Origin of the sequence: Amycolatopsis sp. 505 (assembly GCF_031625235.1) — a bacterium.
Classification (GTDB): domain Bacteria; phylum Actinomycetota; class Actinomycetes; order Mycobacteriales; family Pseudonocardiaceae; genus Amycolatopsis.
Map to the genome: position 1 here is coordinate 47,297 of NZ_JACKQP010000018.1, position 16,172 is coordinate 63,468.

Here is a 16,172-nt window from a genome sequence, read left to right on the forward strand (position 1 = left end):
CCACCCGGCTGGAGGTTCGACGGAAGGTGACCGGAGACACACTCGGCATCGGCGAGCTGGCGCACCGGACGGGCGTGCCGGTCCGCACGATCCGGTTCTACTGCGACGAGGGCGTGCTGGAGCCGGTCCGCAGCGCGGGCGGCCACCGCCGGTTCGACAGCGCGGCGATCGACCGGCTGACGCTGGTGCGCCGGCTGCGCGGGCTCGGGCTGGGCCTGCGCCCGATCACGGACGTCCTGGCCGGCCGCAGGTCCCTCGACGAGGCGGTGGCGGCCGAGAGGTCGGCCCTCGACCGCGAGCTGGCCACGCTGAGCTGGCGGCGTTCGGTGCTCCGCGCGGTCGCGGAGGCGGCCCCGGCCGACCGCACGGCCCGGCTGGAGCTCCTGTCGGCGGTCCAGGATGGCTACGCGGCGCGCGAGACGCTGATCCGCCTGTGGCGCCCGATGACGACGGGCCCGATTCCCCCGGACACGGCCCGGATGTTCTTGGAGATGAGCGCCCCGGAGCCGCCCATGGCGCCATCGACGGCCCAGGTGGTGGCGTACGCCTCGCTGGTGGTGCTGGCGGCGGACGCCCGGTTGGCGTCCTCACTGGCGGAGAGCACGTTGGCGGGCCACGACCGGATCGCGGACCTGGGGGCGTTGCACGCCGAGGTGGGGGAGGCGTGCGTCGCGGCGGGGGCCTTGTTGGCGGCGGGGACCAGGCCGGCACCGGGACCGGAGCTGGACCGTTTCGTGGCGGCCCACGCGGCGGCGGTGGGGGAGGCGGACAGCCCGGCATTCCGCCGGTCCCTGAACCACCGCACGGCCCCGGACCGCCACCCGCGCTTGCGCCGGTACTGGCACCTGGCCGGGGAGGTCACGGGCGAGGTTTCGATGGGCCTCGCCCACACATGGCTCCTGGACGCGCTCAACGCCTCAGCCGCCTGACCCACCCGGCCGGCCCCTCGCCTGCGTGTCGACCCTTCAGTCACGCGTGTCGACCTTCCGATCACGCGTGTCGACCCCTCAATCACGTGTCGACCCTTCAATCACGCGTGTCGACCGCCCAGTCACGTGTCGACCCCTCAACCACGTGTGCCGACTCCCGGGTTAACGCGGGCCGATTCCCGCCCGGCCCGGTCAGTGGACGTGTTCCAGCGAGTGCGCGTCCGCGACCAGATCCAGCCACCCGCGCCACCCCGCGACCGCCGCCGGTTCCGCCCACGGGCGGGTCGTCCGCACCAGCCGGACGCCCGGGCGCGCCAGCCACCGCAGCAGCACGCCCACCTCCTCCGGCGGTGCTCCGTGCAACGGCCCCGGCTCCGGCAGGACCGTCTCCGCCGATGCCACCAGCGCCTCCACCACCGGCATCGGTGGCACGCCGCGCCGCGCCACGCCCGCCGAGGCCAGGCGGCCGTAGCGGATCACCGTCAGCTCCCAGCCTCCGCCGCCGTCCGGGGCCGCCGCGATCAGCTCGCCGATCGCGGCCAGCGATGCCTGCCGGTGTGCCCGGCCGAGCGCGCGGATCAGCCCTGCCAGCTCGTCGCGGTGGCGGGCTGCCTGCTCGTAGTGCTGGCCCGCCGCCAGGCGCTCCACGTGGGCCGCCGCCGTGTGCAGGGCGCCTCCGTCCACGCCCGCGATCAGGCCCGATACCGACTCGACCGCCGGGCCGTACGCCTCCACGCTCTGGCGGCCGGCGCACGGTGCCCCGCAGCGGCCCAGCTCCGCCAGCACGCACGGGGTCCCGTTCGCCGACCGCGGCGAGATCCGCTGCGTGCACGTCCGCAACCCCGACGCCCCGGCCAGCGTGTCCGCCGTGGTGCGGGCGTCCGCCTGGTTGCGGAACGGGCCCAGCACCCCCGGCCGCGGCAGGCGGACCACCGACAGCCTCGGGAACGCCTCCTCCGTCAAGCCGATCCACCAGCCCTGGTGCCGGTTCTTCGACCGGCGGTTGTACGCGGGCCGGTGCGCCGCGATCAGCCTGAGCTCGCGCACCTCCGCCTCCAGCGCGTGCGCGCACACCACGTGGTCGACGCGCTCGGCCAGCGCGACCATCTCCCGGATCCGGCTGCGGTTCTCCGAGCCCGTGAAGTACGACCGCACCCGCCGCCGCAGGTCCTTCGCCGTGCCGACGTACAGGACCTCCTCCTTCGGCCCCTTGAACAGGTAGACGCCCGGGGCCGACGGCAGGTCCGCCGCCAGGTGCCGCTTCGCCCGCTGGGCGACGGTCACCTCCGGCAGGTACCGCATCAGCTCCTCGAGCGAGTGGACGCCCAGGTTGCCCACCCGCTCCAGCAGCCCGTGCAGGACGTCGACCGTCGCCCGCGCGTCGTCCAGCGCGCGGTGGGTCGGGCGGGTCCTCGCCCCGAACAGCAGTGCCAGCGCCGTCAGGTTGTACCGCCCGACCTCGTCCCGCGGCACCACCCGCCGGGCCAGCCGGACCGTGCACACCACCGTCAGCTTCGGCCACACGTACCCGTGCCCCTCGCACGCCGCCCGCATGTGGGACGTGTCGAAGCCGGAGTTGTGCGCCACCAGCACCGCGCCCCCGATGAACTCCAGGAACGCCGGCAGCACCTCCTCGATCGGCGGCGCGTCGTAGACCATGGCCTGCGTGATCCCGGTCAGTGAGACGATCTGGGGCGGGATCGGTGTGCCCGGGTTCACCAGCGTGGCGAATTCGCCCAGCACCTCACCCCCGCGCACCTTCACCGCGCCGATCTCGGTGATCCCCGACGCCCCCGGCGGCGCCCCCGTCGTTTCGAGGTCGAAGACGACGAAGGTGGTGTCCCGCAAGGGAGTTCCGAGCTCGTCGAACGCGAGCTGAGCCTGGACCGAACGCATGGGCCGGACTTTAAGGGCGACCACCGACAGTTTCCGCGCGCCGCCGGTCCGTGTGGTGCGCGGCGCGGGATGCGGAGGCGGGGCCTACCCTGGACCAATGCACCCGCAGCCGCTCGTGCCGGAGCCGCCCGGGGACCCCGTCGGTCCCTCGGGTGTCGCGTCGCGCCCCGAGGCGGCCGAAGAGCCCGCTGACCAGGCCGGACACCCCGATCCCGCGACCTGGCCGGCGCTGCCCGAACCGGTGCGCGACCGCATCGCCGAGCTCGCCGCGGCCGCCGTCGCCAAGCTGCCCGCCACCGACGTGCCCCGCCAGCTGCGGCCGGTCGCGAAGTTCGCGCCGGCCAAGCGCGCCAAGCTCGGCGGCGCCGCCCTGCTCGCGGCCCTCGCCGACTCGTCCCAGTTCCGGACCGCCGTCATCGAGTGGCTGCGCGAGCACCGCACCGACGCGCTCGACCCGAACGCCGCCGAGTCCGTCGCCGCCGCGGCCGCGGCCGTCCTGCTCGGCGAGTCCGGGGCGACCGGGCGCGTCCGGCTGGTCGCCCGCAACGCCGAGGAAAACGCCCTGCGCGCCGAACGCGACGCCGCGCTCGCCCGCAGCCAGCGGCTGGAGGCCGAGCTCGCCCAGGTCCGCGCCGAGCTCGCCGAAGCGAAACAAGCCGCCGAAAACGCCCGCGGCGAGCGCGAAGGCGAAGTCGAGAAGCTCCTGAAGCGCCTTCGCGAGCAAGGCGTCCAGCTGCGCCAGGCCAGGGACGCGGCCGAAGCGGCGTCCGCGGACGCCGAGCGCGGTTCCGCCGCCCGCAACGACGAGATCGCCGCCCTCACCACGCAGCTCGAGCGCGAACGCCAGCGCGTCGCCGGGGAACGCGCCCGTGCCGAACGCGCGGTCGCCGACGCCGAGATCGCCCGCCAGTCCGCGCGCGAGGCCCGCCAGGCCGACGAGGTGCGGCTCGCCCTGCTCATCGACACCATCGACGGCGCCGTCACCGGCCTCCGCCGCGAGCTCGCCCTCGGCGCGCGCGGCGCCCGCCCGGCGGACATGGTCCGCGGCGCCAGCACCGGCACCGGCCAGGGCGGCAAGATCGCCGACGTGTCCACCCTGGACCGCTACCTCGCGCTGCCCAACGTGCACCTGATCGTCGACGGCTACAACGTCACCAAGACCGGCTACCCGGAACTCGCCCTCGCCGACCAGCGCGACCGGCTGATCCACCAGCTGTCCGCGCTGGCCGCGCGCACGTCCGCCGAGGTCACCGTGGTGTTCGACGGTGCCGGCGTGCTGTCGGTCCCCGCCTCGGTGCCCCGCGGTGTCCGGGTGCTGTTCTCCGACCGCGGGGTGCTGGCCGACGACGTCATCCGCAACCTCGTCGCGGCCGAGCCCGCGGGGCGGCCGATGGTCGTCGCGACATCCGACCGGGCGGTCGCGGACTCCGTGCGGGGTCGCGGCGCCCACCCGACGCCGTCATCGGTGCTGGTCAGCCGCCTGTCGAGGGTTTGACCACACCCTGGGGGTTCCGGGTGGCGAAGCCCCCGGCCCGGGGCGAAGCCCCGGCACGACACAGAAATTGTCGGTGGTGGCGCCTACCGTCGTCCTCAGTCAGTTCCGACGTGAGGAGGACCACATGAGCGACCGGCCCGAGCTGTCCGAAGTGGACGTCTCGCACATCGCCGTTTCGGACATCGAGAACCTGGTGGTCGACTGCGACCGCTGCGTGGTGCGCGGCATCTCGTGCCACGACTGCGTCGTGAGCGTGCTGCTCGGCGCGCCACCCGCGGTGGAGTGGGACGCCGACGAGCGGCGCGCGATCGACGCCCTGGCCGAGGCCGGGATGGTGCCACACCTGCGGCTGGTGGAGGAACCGATCCGGCGCACCGCCTGATTTCCACCGTTTCGTGACGGCGCGCCGAATGGTCGATTGAATCGGTGAACGGTCGGTAGTCGGAAAGCCCTCCGCAGAAACCCCAGCGTGTAACGCCCATCACATGTTTCCTCCCGCCCTGGTCCGATGGTGTTCAGCGGCGTCACGCACAGTTTTTGGCGGAGAGGTGGTGGACGTGGTGGCGGTCTTTTCGTAACCTGTCCGAGATCTCGTGGCCCCCGGCCGTCTGTGGAGGCGGCGACACGGGATCGCCGCCGGACGCAGCTTTGTCGGGAAGCTGGGAACCGGAACCACCACCGCGTGCTTCACCTGTTGCGGCTCGTGCATGGCAAAAGCGCACGGCCCGGGTGCGTGGTGGGTGGGACAGCGGTGAAGAGGAACACCCCGACCTCTTCGTGCCCCGGTCCCCGTCGGCGGCCGAGACCAAAGGAGACCCGCGCGACCGTGCAGTCGCATTCCCTCAGGCGCGTGGTTTCAGGTGCGCTCGCCGCGGCCTCGGTGATCACCCTCGTCACCGTGGCCCAGCCGACGGCCACCGCCGCCCCCGTCCCCGTTCTCCAGACCCCGCCCACCGGCTCCGACGCGCTCGCGCAGTACCGCGACCTCGCGGCCCAGGCCGAGAAGCTCAACGAAGACCTGCTGTCCGCCCAGGACGACCTGAAGAAGAAGCAGGGCGAGCTCGACAAGGCCACCGGCGACGTCAACGCGGCCAAGGAACAGGCCACCAAGGCGTCCGAGAGCCAGAAGAAGTACCAGACCGAGGTCGACAAGTTCGCCGGTGCGTCGTTCACCAGCGGTGTCCAGCTGAACAAGCTGTCGGCGCTGCTGGCGGGCACGTCCACGCAGGACTTCCTGGACCGCTCGTCGGCGCTCGAGGTCATCGCGACCGGCAAGAACGCCGCGATGGGCAACCTCACCGGCGCCGTCCAGCAGGCCACCGACGCGGCCGCCAAGGCCAGCGACGCCGCCAAGCGCGCGCAGGACGCGCGGGACGCCGCGGCCAAGCTGACCGAGGACATCAAGGCCAAGCAGAAGACGCTGAACGACCAGATCGATCAGCTGAAGGCGGCCAACAAGAACCTCAGCGCCTCGGACAAGGCCGCGCAGAAGGACCGCGGCGGGACGCCGCCCAGCAACATCAAGGCCCCCACCGCCGCCGCGCAGGCGGCCGTGGACGCCGCGCTGAGCAAGCTCGGCAGCGCCTACGTCTACGGCGCCACCGGCCCGACCAACTTCGACTGCTCCGGCCTTACGTCGTGGGCATACAAGCAGGCCGGGCTGACCATCCCGCGGACCAGCCGCGAGCAGTCGACCTTCGGCACCGCGGTGCCGCGGGACCAGCTCCAGCCGGGCGACCTCGTGTTCTTCTACTCGCCCGTTTCGCACGTCGGCATGTACATCGGCAACAACCAGATGGTGCACGCGCCCGACACCGGTGACGTCGTGAAGATCTCGCCGCTGCAGAGCCAGTACTCGGGAGCGCGCCGCCCGACGGCGTGACCCTCGAAGCAGCACCCCGGAGGGGCGGTACCGCACACGCGGTGCCGCCCCTTCGCCGTTAGCCTCTGGGGCGTGCTCAAGACCCTGCTCGTGACCAACGACTTCCCGCCGCGGCCCGGGGGGATCCAGAACTACCTGAACTCCCTCGCCACCCGGCTGCCGGCGGACGACCTGGTCGTCTACGCGCCGTCGTGGGAGTCGCGCACGGGGTCGCACGAGGAGTTCGACGCCGAAGCGCCGTTCGAGGTCGTCCGGCACCCGACGTCGCTGATGCTGCCGACGCCGGACGTGCTCCGCCGGGCGAAGCAGATCATGCGGGCGCGGGACTGCGAAGCCGTCTGGTTCGGCGCCGCCGCGCCGCTCGCGCTGCTGGGGCACCCGCTGCGCCGGGCCGGAGCGCGCCGCGTCGTCGCGTCGACGCACGGTCACGAGGTCGGCTGGTCCATGCTCCCGGCTTCGCGGCAGGCGCTGCGGCGCATCGGCGACACCGCCGACGTCGTCACCTACGTCAGCCGGTACACCCGCGGCCGCTTCGCCGCGGCGTTCGGCGCGATGGCCGGGCTGGAGCTGCTGCCGTCCGGGGTGGACACCGAGGTGTACCGGCCGGATCCGGCCGGGCGCGCGGAAATCCGGGCCCGGCACGGCCTCGGCGACCGGCCGACCGTCGTCTGCGTGTCGCGGCTGGTCCCGCGCAAGGGCCAGGACCAGCTGATCCGCGCGCTGCCGTCGATCCGCGAGCGCGTCCCGGACGCGGCGCTGCTGATCGTCGGCGGCGGCCCGTACCGCACGAAGCTCACCGAACTGGTCACCGGGCTGGGCCTGGAGCGCGACGTCGTGCTCACCGGGTCGGTGCCGTGGGCCGAGCTGCCCGCGCACTACGCCGCGGGTGACGTCTTCGCGATGCCCGCGCGCACCCGCGGCAAGGGCCTCGACGTCGAAGGGCTCGGCATCGTCTACCTGGAGGCTTCGGCGACCGGGCTGCCGGTGGTGGCCGGCAACTCCGGCGGGGCGCCCGAGGCGGTGCTCGACGAGGTCACCGGGCACGTCGTGGAGGGCCGGGACGTCGTGCAGCTGAGCGAGACCCTGGCCAGCCTCCTGGCCGACCCGGTGCGGGCGCGCCGGATGGGCCAGGCCGGCCGCGAGTGGGTGACGGCGAACTGGCGCTGGGACGTCATGGCGCGGCGGCTGTCCGGCCTGCTGGACGGCGATCCGGTGGCCGTGGTCCGCTAAGGCGTGTAGAGCGCCGGGTGCCGGGGATCGTCGACGCGCACGACGACGTCGGCGAGCGAACCCGGATCCACTTCTTCCTCGTAGCGTTCGTAGGCCGGGACGGCCCAGGCGTCCGGCACGCGGCGGCGCAGGGCGGCGGGGGAGAGCCACAGGTGCACGGCCAGGTCGAAGGCCAGCCCGGCGCCCAGCAGCAGTTCGCCGTCGAGGAGCACGACGGCGCCTTCGGGCAGCGGCACCCGTTCGGCGCGGGTCGCGCGGTCGCGCTCGGCGTCCCACAGCGACGGCAGGACCTCGCCGGACCCCTTCAGCGGCTCCAGGACTTCGCGGCGGAGCGCGCCGAGGTCGAGCCAGTCGGTGTAGCGGGCGTCGGGGTTCGTGCGGCCGTGTTCGAAGCGCAGGGACGCGGGCCGCAGGAAGTCCCGCGCCGACACGCGCAGGGTCGCGCGGCCGCGCAGGCGCAGCGGATCGACCAGGGCGTCCGCGAGGTCCGCGGTCCCGGTCGCGCCCGCCGCGCCGTCGACGGCCACCGCGAGCCGCGGCCCGGCGAGCGCGTCGATGCGATCGGTGAGCTCGGCGGCGAGGACGGCGGGGGAGATCGGGCGGTAGCGCACGGGTTCCCATCCTCCACCCGGGCCGCCCGCCGGTTTTGTCGTACCCCGGTGCGAGGATGAGGTCATGACTTCTTCAGTGGGGAAGACGGCCGGTGCCGGGTGGAACATCGGCGTTTCGCGCACCCTGCCGTACCCGGCCGGGGCGGTGTGGGACTTCCTGGTCAGCCGGGACGGGGTCGCGATCTGGCTCGGCCCGGGGGTCGAGCTGCCCACGGAAGCGGGCGCGGAGTACGAAACGGCGAACGGCACGGTGGGCGAGATCCGCAGCTTCGTCGACGGCGACCGGGTGCGGCTGACGTGGCGGCCGAGCGACTGGGACCACGACTCGACCGTGCAGGTGCGGCTGAGCGGCTCGGGGGCGAAGACGACGCTGCGGTTCCACCAGGAATGGCTTGCGGGCGCGGAAGAGCGCGACGAACAGCGGGCATACTGGCAGGACGTGACCGAGCGCGTCGTGACGGCACTCGCCGAACGCTGACGCCGTGGAGCATGGGGGCTGACATGACGAGCGACGAGATCCTCGAGGTGCCGCAGGACTTCGCCCAGGACGCGCACGTGTTCTCGGAGCTGCTGCGCGGAGGCGGCCCGGTGCGCCACGTGCGGCTGCCACCGCGGGGGCTGCCGTGCTACCTGGTCACCGGGTTCGCGGAGGCGCGGGCGCTGCTGGCCGATCCGCGGCTGCAGAAGAACAGCCAGGGCATCCGCCGGGTGTCCGAAGCGAAGCTGCCGCCGGAGGCCCTGCTGAACGGGCTGGGGCAGGACCTGAACTGGCACATGCTGAACTCGGACCCGCCGGACCACACCCGGCTGCGGAAGCTGGTGAACAAGGCGTTCACCGCGCGCACGGTGGCCCGGCTGCGGCCGCGGGTGGAGGAGATCACCGCGGAGCTGCTCGACGCGCTGGCCGGGCAGGAGCGGGCGGACCTGGTGGCGTCGTTCGCCGCGCCGCTGCCGATCACGGTGATCTGCGAGCTGCTCGGCGTGCGCGAGGAGGACCGCTCGGAGTTTTCGGGCTGGTCCAAGACCCTGCTGGGCGCGGCGGTGCACCCGCAACAGGTCCAGGCCGCGGCGGCGAGCATGTTCGGGTACTTGACGGACCTGATCGCGCAGAAGCGCGCCGAGCCGGCCGAGGACCTGCTGTCGGACCTGGTCCACGCCAGCGACGACGGCGATTCGCTGTCGGAGCCCGAGCTGGTGTCGATGGCCTTCCTGCTGCTGGTGGCGGGCCACGAGACAACGGTCAACCTGATCGCGAACGGCGTGCTGGCGTTGCTGCGCGAGCCGGAGCAGCTGGCCCGCCTGCGCGCGGAGCCGGAGCTGCTGCCGGGAGCGGTGGAGGAGTTCCTGCGCTTCGACGGCCCGATCCACCTGGCCACGCTGAGGTTCACGGCGGAGCCGGTGGAGGTGGCCGGGGTGACGATCCCGGAGGGCGAGTTCGTGCTGGTGTCCTTGCTGGGCGCGAACCGCGACGCGGAGCGGTACCCGGAGCCGGACAAGCTGGACATCACCCGAGCGGCGGGCGGCCACTTGGCGTTCGGCCACGGAATTCACTACTGCGTCGGGGCACCGCTGGCCCGCTTGGAGGCCGAGATCGCGCTGGGTGGCTTGCTGGACAGGTTCCCGAACATCGCCCTGGACGCCAAGCCGGACGAGCTGCTGTACCGCACCAGCTCACTGGTCCACGGACTGGAGACCCTGCCGGTCCGCCTCTGAGGACCGCTCCCGCAACGGCGCCCCGAACACCTCGGCGACGCAGACGGCCTGACCGGCACCCCACCCAGCCCTCCCCCCGCAACCCCGATCCGAAGCCAGAACACGGCCGGGATCACCGGGTCAAGGCACGCTTTCCCGCCTTGACGCGGTGGTTCCGGCCGTAGTCACGATCGAGCTTCGGGGTGGTGGGCACAACAAGCGCCACCGAAACTCGAAGCGATGTCGCCAGGACTGGAAACCGAGCCGAACCAGTGTCGTAGGGTCGCCGAATGGACTCCGCCGACCTGCTCGCCCTGGACGCCCAGCACGTCTGGCACCCGTACGCGCCGATGCCGGCCAAGGTGCCGTCCCTGCTGGTCACCGAAGCGAGCGGCGTCCGGCTCACCCTCGCCGACGGCCGCGAGCTGGTCGACGGCATGTCCTCGTGGTGGTCGGCCGTCCACGGCTACCGGCACCCCGTGCTGGACGCCGCCCTCGCCGCCCAGGCCGGGCGGATGAGCCACGTCATGTTCGGCGGCCTCACCCACGAACCCGCCATCACCCTCGCCAAGACCCTCGCCGACCTCAGCCCCGACGGGCTCGAGCACGTCTTCCTCTGCGACTCCGGTTCCGTCTCCGTCGAAGTCGCCGTCAAGATGTGCCTGCAGTACCAGCGCTCCCGCGGCCGCACCGGCAAGCACAAGCTGCTCACCTGGCGCGGCGGCTACCACGGCGACACCTTCACGCCGATGAGCGTCTGCGACCCCGAAGGCGGCATGCACTCGCTCTGGCGCGGCGTCCTGCCCGAACAGATCTTCGTGCCCACGCCACCGTCCGGTTTCGACACCCCGCCCGATCCGTCCTATGTGGACGTCCTGGCCGTCGCGATCGAGCGGTACCAAGGCGAACTCGCCGCGGTGATCGTCGAACCCGTCGTGCAGGGCGCCGGCGGGATGCGGTTCCACCACCCCGCCTACCTGCGCGCCCTCCGGGAAATCACCGAAGCGCACGACGTCCTTCTCATCTTCGACGAGATCGCGACCGGCTTCGGCCGCACCGGTGCGCTGTTCGCCGCCGAGCACGCCGGTGTCACGCCCGACGTCATGTGCGTCGGCAAGGCGCTCACCGGTGGCTACCTGAGCATGGCCGCCGCCCTGTGCACCCCGGAAGTCGCCGCCGGGATCGCGCAAGGCGAACTGCCCGTCCTCGCGCACGGGCCCACCTTCATGGGCAACCCGCTCGGGTCCGCCGTCGCCAACGCCTCCCTCGGCCTGCTCGCCGACGGCCGCTGGCGCAGCGACGTCACCCGGATCGAAAAGGCCCTGCTCGACGGCCTCGCCCCGGCGCGCGACCTGCCCGCCGTCACCGACGTGCGGGTGCTGGGCGGGATCGGGGTGCTGCAGCTCAACCACGCCGTCGACATGGCCGTCGCCACCGACGTCGTCACCGCGAACGGGGCTTGGCTGCGGCCGTTCCGGGACCTCGTCTACGCCATGCCGCCCTACGTTTCGACTGACGACGACCTCGCCGTGATCACCCGGGCGATGCTCGCGGTCGCCGAAAAGGCCTGAATTCAGCACATCGGGTGTGACCACCGGCACACCGAGACCCGAAGGTCCCTCATCGTCGCGCTGCGTGGCAGACCAAGATCGAAACCACGCGAACGGTCGAGGCGGTAAGTGTGAAACAGCCGCCGAACCCGGTCCGTCCTGTGCCCGGACGAACGCGAGAAATGCTTGCGTAGCGGACTTTTCGCGCGGTTTCGGCGATCCTGCCCCCATGATCGAGATCGTTCGTGGCGAACACGACACCGGACCCCCGAAGCCTTTCGCCCACCTGGAGAACCTCAAGCACGACGTCCTCGCGTCGATCGTCGTCTTCCTCGTCGCCGTCCCCCTGTCCCTCGGCGTGGCCTTCGCCGCCGGGGCGCCGCTGCTCTCCGGCCTGATCTCCGCCGTCGTCGGCGGGCTGGTCGCGAGCCTCTTCGGCGGATCGCCGCTGCAGGTCAGCGGCCCCTCCGCCGCCCTCACCGTGGTGCTGGCCGACACGATCGCCACCCACGGCTGGCCCGTCACCTGCGCGATCACCGTCGCCGCGGGCCTGCTCCAGATCCTCTTCGGCCTCACCCGGGCCGCCCGCGCCGCGCTCGCCGTCTCGCCGGCGATCGTGCACGGCCTGCTCGCCGGCATCGGCGTCACGCTGGTCCTCGGCCAGCTGCACGTCGTCCTCGGCGGCTCGGCACAGGGTTCCGCGCTCGCCAACGTCCTGGCGCTGCCGGGACAGGTCGCCGCGCACCACGACCAGGCCGTGCTGATCGGCGTCGTCACCCTCGGCGTCCTGCTGGCCTGGCCGCGACTGCCGAAGGCCGTCCGCCGCGTGCCCGCGCCGCTGGCCGCCGTCACGCTGGCCACCGGCCTGTCCGTCTTGACCGGGATGACCCTGCCGCGCGTCGACCTCCCGGCCGGGCTGCCCACGCTGCACGTCGTGCCGCGGCTGCCGGACGGCGGCTGGGGCGGCTTCGCCGTCGCCGCGGTCACCATCGCGCTCATCGCCGGCCTGGAGAGCCTGCTGTCCGCCGTCTCGGTGGACAAGCTCCGCGGCGGCCCGCGCACCGACCTCGACCGCGAACTCGTCGGGCAGGGCGCGGCGAACGTCGCCGCCGGCGCGCTCGGCGGGTTCCCCGTCACCGGCGTCATCGTGCGCAGCATGACCAACTACGAGGCCGGCGCGCGCACCCGGGCGTCGTCGATCCTGCACTGCGTCTGGATCCTCGCCGCCTGCCTCCTGCTCACCGGCGTGCTGCGGCTGATCCCCCTCGCCGCGCTGGCCGCGCTGTTGGTCTACGTCGGCTTGAAACTCGTGAACCTCAACGGGCTCAAGGAGGTCCGCCGCCACGGCGACCTGCCGGTGTACGTCGTGACGCTGGCCGGTGCGGTGGCCGTCAACCTGCTCACCGGGGTCGCGGCGGGGATCCTGCTCGCGCTCGCGATGATGCTGCGGCGGATGATCTTCTCCGGCATCCACGTCGAAACCGACGGCGAGCGCCACCGCGTCGTCATCGAAGGGGCGCTGACCTTCCTGTCCGTGCCCCGGCTGACCCGCGTGCTCGCCGAGCTGCCCCCGCACGCCGACGTCACCCTCGAACTGCTCGTCGACTACCTCGACCACGCCGCGTTCGACTGCCTGCGCGGCTGGCAGCAGGCCCACCCGGGGCGGGTCACCGTCGACGAGATCGGGCACCCGTGGTTCGAGCGCGGCCGCGCGGGGGAGCCGACCGTGCGCCGCAGCGTCGCCGCGCGGGTCGTGCCGCGGTGGCTGGCGCCGTGGTCGCAGTGGCAGGCCGAGCACGTCGTGCTGCCCGCCCAGCGCACGGCCAGCTCCCTGCTGTGCCGCGGCGCCTCGGAGTTCCAGCGCCGCACCGCGCCCCTGCTGCGCGAGACGTGGGACGGCCTGGCGCACGGCCAGCAGCCGCACACGCTGTTCATCACCTGCGGCGACGCGCGGATCGTGCCCAACCTGATCACCACCAGCGGGCCGGGCGACCTGTTCACCGTGCGGAACATCGGCAACCTGGTGCCGCCGGCCGACGGCACCGACTCGTCGGTCGGCGCGGCGATCGAGTACGCCGTCGGCGTCCTGGAGGTCGCCGAGATCGTGGTCTGCGGGCATTCCTCCTGCGGCGCGATGAAGGCGCTGCTCGGCCGGGCCCCGGACGGCCTCGACCAGCTCGGCAGCTGGCTGCGCCACGGTCAGGCGACGCTCCGGCGCCGCAGCCGCGAGGCACCGCTCCTGCTCGGCGGCGAACGGCCGGCGGCCGAGGCCGACCAGCTGGCGCTGCAGAACGTCGTGCAGCAGCTGGAAACCCTGCGTGGCTACCCGGTGGTCGCGGCCGCCCTGGAGCGGGGCGCGCTGCGGCTGACCGGGATGTACTTCGACGTCGGCGCCGCGCAAGTGTCCCTTTTGGACGATGCCGCCCGCGGGTTCGTCCCGGCGGGGGCACTGGAGCACTGACCGCGAAGGCCGCTTCCGGGCACCCAGTGCTCCGGAGGCGGCCTTCGCCGTGCCCGCTCTCGGATCGGCGTGAAACCGTTGTGTGGTACGGGATTCAACTGTCGCCCGACAGGTTGATCTTGTTACGACCGCGTTAACGAAATGTCCGATTTGTGACAAAAGGGTGAAATATCGCCAATCCTTCACTCGATCGGGTGGTGCATAGCGGACATTTCACTCGATTTCCGGTTGCATGGCGATCATGAGACCCCTCGCCGTGCTCCGACACGACCTGCCGGCCTCACTGGTCGTCTTCCTCGTAGCTGTTCCCCTGTCCCTCGGCATCGCCCTCGCTTCCGGCGCCCCCGTCGCGGCCGGGCTGGTCGCCGCCGTCGTCGGTGGCATCGTCGCCGGCGCGCTCGGCGGCTCGGCCCTGCAGGTGAGCGGGCCCGCTGCCGGCCTGACCGTGGTCATGGCCGAAACCATCCAGACCTTCGGGTGGGTCGTCACCTGCGCGATCACCGTCGCCGCCGGCGCGTGCCAGATCCTGCTGGGGCTGAGCCGGATCGCGCGTGCCGCGCTGGCCATCTCGCCGGCGATCGTGCACGGCATGCTGGCCGGCATCGGCGTCACGATCGTGCTCGGCCAGCTGCACGTCATCCTCGGCGGCAAGGCCCAGAGCTCCGCGATCGAGAACATCGCCGAGCTGCCCGCCCAGATCGTCGCCCACCACGACTCGGCCACCATCGTCGGCCTGATCACCATCGGGCTGCTGCTGATCTGGCCGAAGCTGCCGGAAGCCGTCCGCAAGGTGCCGGGCCCGCTCGCCGCGATCGCGGTGGCCACCGTGGTGTCCGTCGGGTTCGGGATGACGCTCCCGCGCGTCGAACTGCCCGGTGACCTGCTGAACATCCACCTCGTCCCGCAGCTGCCGGACGGCGGCTGGGGCGGGTTCGCCCTCGCCGTCGTCACGATCGCGCTGATCGCCAGCGTGGAGAGCCTGCTCTCGGCGGTCGCGGTCGACAAGATGCACACCGGGCCGCGCGCCAACCTCGACCGCGAGCTGGTCGGGCAGGGCACGGCCAACATGATCTCCGGAGCGCTGGGCGGCCTGCCCGTCACCGGCGTCATCGTCCGCAGCTCCACCAACGTCACCGCCGGGGCGAAGTCGCGGGCGTCGGCGGTGCTGCACGGCGCCTGGGTGCTGCTGTTCGTCGTCCTGCTCGCCGGGCTGATCCAGAGCATCCCGCTGGCCGCCTTGGCCGGCCTGCTGGTGCACGTCGGCGCCAAGCTGGTCAACCCCGGGCACATGAAAACCGTGCTGGCCCACGGTGATCTGCCCGTCTACCTGCTCACCCTCGGCGGGGTCGTGGTGTTCGACCTGCTGACCGGCGTGCTGGCGGGCATCGGGCTGGCGCTGGTGCTGACGCTGCGTCGCACGGTGTGGTCGGGCATTCACGTCGAGCGCGAAGGCGACGACTGGCGCGTCGTCGTCGAAGGCGTCCTGACGTTCCTGTCGGTGCCTCGGCTGTCGAAGGTGCTCGGGACCGTCCCGGCCGGGGTCACCGTCCGGCTGGAGCTGGTCGTCGACTACCTGGACCACGCGGCGTTCGAAAGCCTGCACACCTGGCAGACGGCGCACGAGCGCGCCGGCGGCACGGTGGAGGTCGACGAGGTCGGCCACCCGTGGTTCGGCGAAGGCAAGGCGGGCCGCCCGACGCGGTCCCGGATCGCCGCGAGCCGGGCGGTGCCGCGCTGGCTGGCACCGTGGTCGGAGTGGCAGGCGGCGGAAGGGGTCGAGATCCCGGCCCAGCAGACCCGCCGCGGCGCCACGGAGTTCCACCGCCGCGCGGCCCCGCTGCTGCGCGACACGCTGTCGGGCCTGGCCGACGGCCAGCGGCCGCGCACGCTGTTCATCACCTGCGGCGACTCGCGGATCGTGCCGAACCTGATCACGACGAGCGGGCCGGGCGACCTGTTCACCATCCGCAACATCGGCAACCTGGTCCCGCCCGGGCAGGCCGACGCGTCGATGAACGCGTCGATCGAGTACGCGGTGGGCGTCCTCGGGGTGGCGGAGATCGTCGTCTGCGGCCATTCCTCCTGCGGTGCGATGGCGGCGCTGGCCGACGGTCCACCGCCGGGGCCGCTGTCGGCCTGGCTGCGCCACGCGGAGCCGAGCGCGCACCGGCTGGGCTCGGCCACGCTGGACGGCGGGGTCCCGGACCGCGAGGGTGACCGCCTGGCGCTGCACAACGTGCTCCAGCAGCTGGAACACCTGCGCGAGTACCCGTCCGTGGCGGCGGCGGAGTCGGCCGGGAAGCTGCAGCTGACCGGCATGTACTTCCACGTCGGCGACGCCCAGGTGTACCTGTTCGACGCGGCCGGGCGGACGTTCCGCCCGGCCGGGGCCCCGGTGGCGGTGCCGGGCGCCTGACCCGCCGTTG

Annotated in this window: 12 protein-coding genes; 10 read left to right on the forward strand and 2 right to left on the reverse strand. The window is 72.9% G+C overall.

Annotation, left to right across the window (positions count from 1 at the left end; translation table 11 throughout):
- Window positions 1-26 precede the first annotated feature (26 nt).
- The gene (locus tag H5965_RS43440) at window positions 27-929 is read left to right on the forward strand and encodes a MerR family transcriptional regulator (RefSeq protein WP_310977144.1); all 903 of its coding nucleotides are present in this window, start codon (window positions 27-29) and stop codon (window positions 927-929) included.
- A 192-nt stretch (window positions 930-1,121) separates the two neighbouring features.
- On the opposite strand, the gene H5965_RS43445 is transcribed toward H5965_RS43440, so the two are convergent.
- A complete protein-coding gene (locus H5965_RS43445) occupies window positions 1,122-2,825 on the reverse strand; it encodes a DEDD exonuclease domain-containing protein (RefSeq protein ID WP_310977145.1) in 1,704 nt (567 codons plus the stop codon).
- Window positions 2,826-2,922: 97 nt separating this feature from the next.
- Between H5965_RS43445 and H5965_RS43450 the strand changes: the two genes are divergently transcribed.
- The 4 genes from H5965_RS43450 (at window position 2,923) to H5965_RS43465 (ending at window position 7,432) form a co-directional block, all read left to right on the forward strand.
- Entirely contained in the window at window positions 2,923-4,320 is a 1,398-nt protein-coding gene (locus H5965_RS43450; RefSeq protein WP_310977146.1) for an NYN domain-containing protein, read from the forward strand.
- A 124-nt stretch (window positions 4,321-4,444) separates the two neighbouring features.
- A complete protein-coding gene (locus H5965_RS43455; protein WP_310977147.1) occupies window positions 4,445-4,702 on the forward strand; it encodes a hypothetical protein in 258 nt (85 codons plus the stop codon).
- A 444-nt stretch (window positions 4,703-5,146) separates the two neighbouring features.
- Window positions 5,147-6,202 carry an NlpC/P60 family protein gene (locus tag H5965_RS43460; RefSeq protein WP_310977148.1) on the forward strand — a complete coding sequence of 352 codons (1,056 nt, stop codon included), beginning with the start codon at window positions 5,147-5,149 and terminating at the stop codon, window positions 6,200-6,202.
- Between the two features lie 72 nt (window positions 6,203-6,274).
- The gene (locus tag H5965_RS43465) at window positions 6,275-7,432 is read left to right on the forward strand and encodes a glycosyltransferase family 4 protein (RefSeq protein WP_310977149.1); all 1,158 of its coding nucleotides are present in this window, start codon (window positions 6,275-6,277) and stop codon (window positions 7,430-7,432) included.
- Here the strand turns inward: H5965_RS43465 and H5965_RS43470 are convergent.
- Window positions 7,429-8,043 (reverse strand): uridine kinase, encoded by a 615-nt coding sequence (locus H5965_RS43470; protein ID WP_310977150.1) that lies wholly within the window; start codon window positions 8,041-8,043, stop codon window positions 7,429-7,431. The two genes, H5965_RS43465 and H5965_RS43470, sit on opposite strands and share 4 nt — an antisense overlap.
- 64 nt (window positions 8,044-8,107) lie before the next feature.
- Between H5965_RS43470 and H5965_RS43475 the strand changes: the two genes are divergently transcribed.
- From H5965_RS43475 to H5965_RS43495, 5 genes are all read left to right on the forward strand, one after another.
- The gene (locus H5965_RS43475) at window positions 8,108-8,521 is read left to right on the forward strand and encodes an SRPBCC domain-containing protein (RefSeq protein WP_310977151.1); all 414 of its coding nucleotides are present in this window, start codon (window positions 8,108-8,110) and stop codon (window positions 8,519-8,521) included.
- A 23-nt stretch (window positions 8,522-8,544) separates the two neighbouring features.
- Entirely contained in the window at window positions 8,545-9,756 is a 1,212-nt protein-coding gene (locus H5965_RS43480; protein WP_310977152.1) for a cytochrome P450, read from the forward strand.
- A 269-nt stretch (window positions 9,757-10,025) separates the two neighbouring features.
- Window positions 10,026-11,306 (forward strand): adenosylmethionine--8-amino-7-oxononanoate transaminase, encoded by a 1,281-nt coding sequence (locus tag H5965_RS43485; protein ID WP_310977153.1) that lies wholly within the window; start codon window positions 10,026-10,028, stop codon window positions 11,304-11,306.
- 208 nt (window positions 11,307-11,514) lie between these two features.
- Complete coding sequence (locus H5965_RS43490) at window positions 11,515-13,746, forward strand: bifunctional SulP family inorganic anion transporter/carbonic anhydrase (RefSeq protein WP_310977154.1); 2,232 nt, start codon at window positions 11,515-11,517, stop codon at window positions 13,744-13,746.
- A gap of 232 nt (window positions 13,747-13,978) precedes the next feature.
- A complete protein-coding gene (locus H5965_RS43495) occupies window positions 13,979-16,162 on the forward strand; it encodes a bifunctional SulP family inorganic anion transporter/carbonic anhydrase (RefSeq protein WP_310977155.1) in 2,184 nt (727 codons plus the stop codon).
- Window positions 16,163-16,172 lie beyond the last annotated feature (10 nt).

Excerpts from the sequence above, each read along its gene's own strand:
- H5965_RS43445 (WP_310977145.1), bottom strand. The coding sequence starts at position 2,825 with ATGCGTTCGGTCCAGGCTCAGCTCGCGTTCGACGAGCTCGGAACTCCC.
- H5965_RS43495 (WP_310977155.1), top strand. The coding sequence starts at position 13,979 with ATGGCGATCATGAGACCCCTCGCCGTGCTCCGACACGACCTGCCGGCC.
- H5965_RS43455 (WP_310977147.1), top strand. The coding sequence starts at position 4,445 with ATGAGCGACCGGCCCGAGCTGTCCGAAGTGGACGTCTCGCACATCGCC.
- H5965_RS43450 (WP_310977146.1), top strand. The coding sequence starts at position 2,923 with ATGCACCCGCAGCCGCTCGTGCCGGAGCCGCCCGGGGACCCCGTCGGT.
- H5965_RS43485 (WP_310977153.1), top strand. The coding sequence starts at position 10,026 with ATGGACTCCGCCGACCTGCTCGCCCTGGACGCCCAGCACGTCTGGCAC.
- H5965_RS43480 (WP_310977152.1), top strand. The coding sequence starts at position 8,545 with ATGACGAGCGACGAGATCCTCGAGGTGCCGCAGGACTTCGCCCAGGAC.
- H5965_RS43475 (WP_310977151.1), top strand. The coding sequence starts at position 8,108 with ATGACTTCTTCAGTGGGGAAGACGGCCGGTGCCGGGTGGAACATCGGC.
- H5965_RS43490 (WP_310977154.1), top strand. The coding sequence starts at position 11,515 with ATGATCGAGATCGTTCGTGGCGAACACGACACCGGACCCCCGAAGCCT.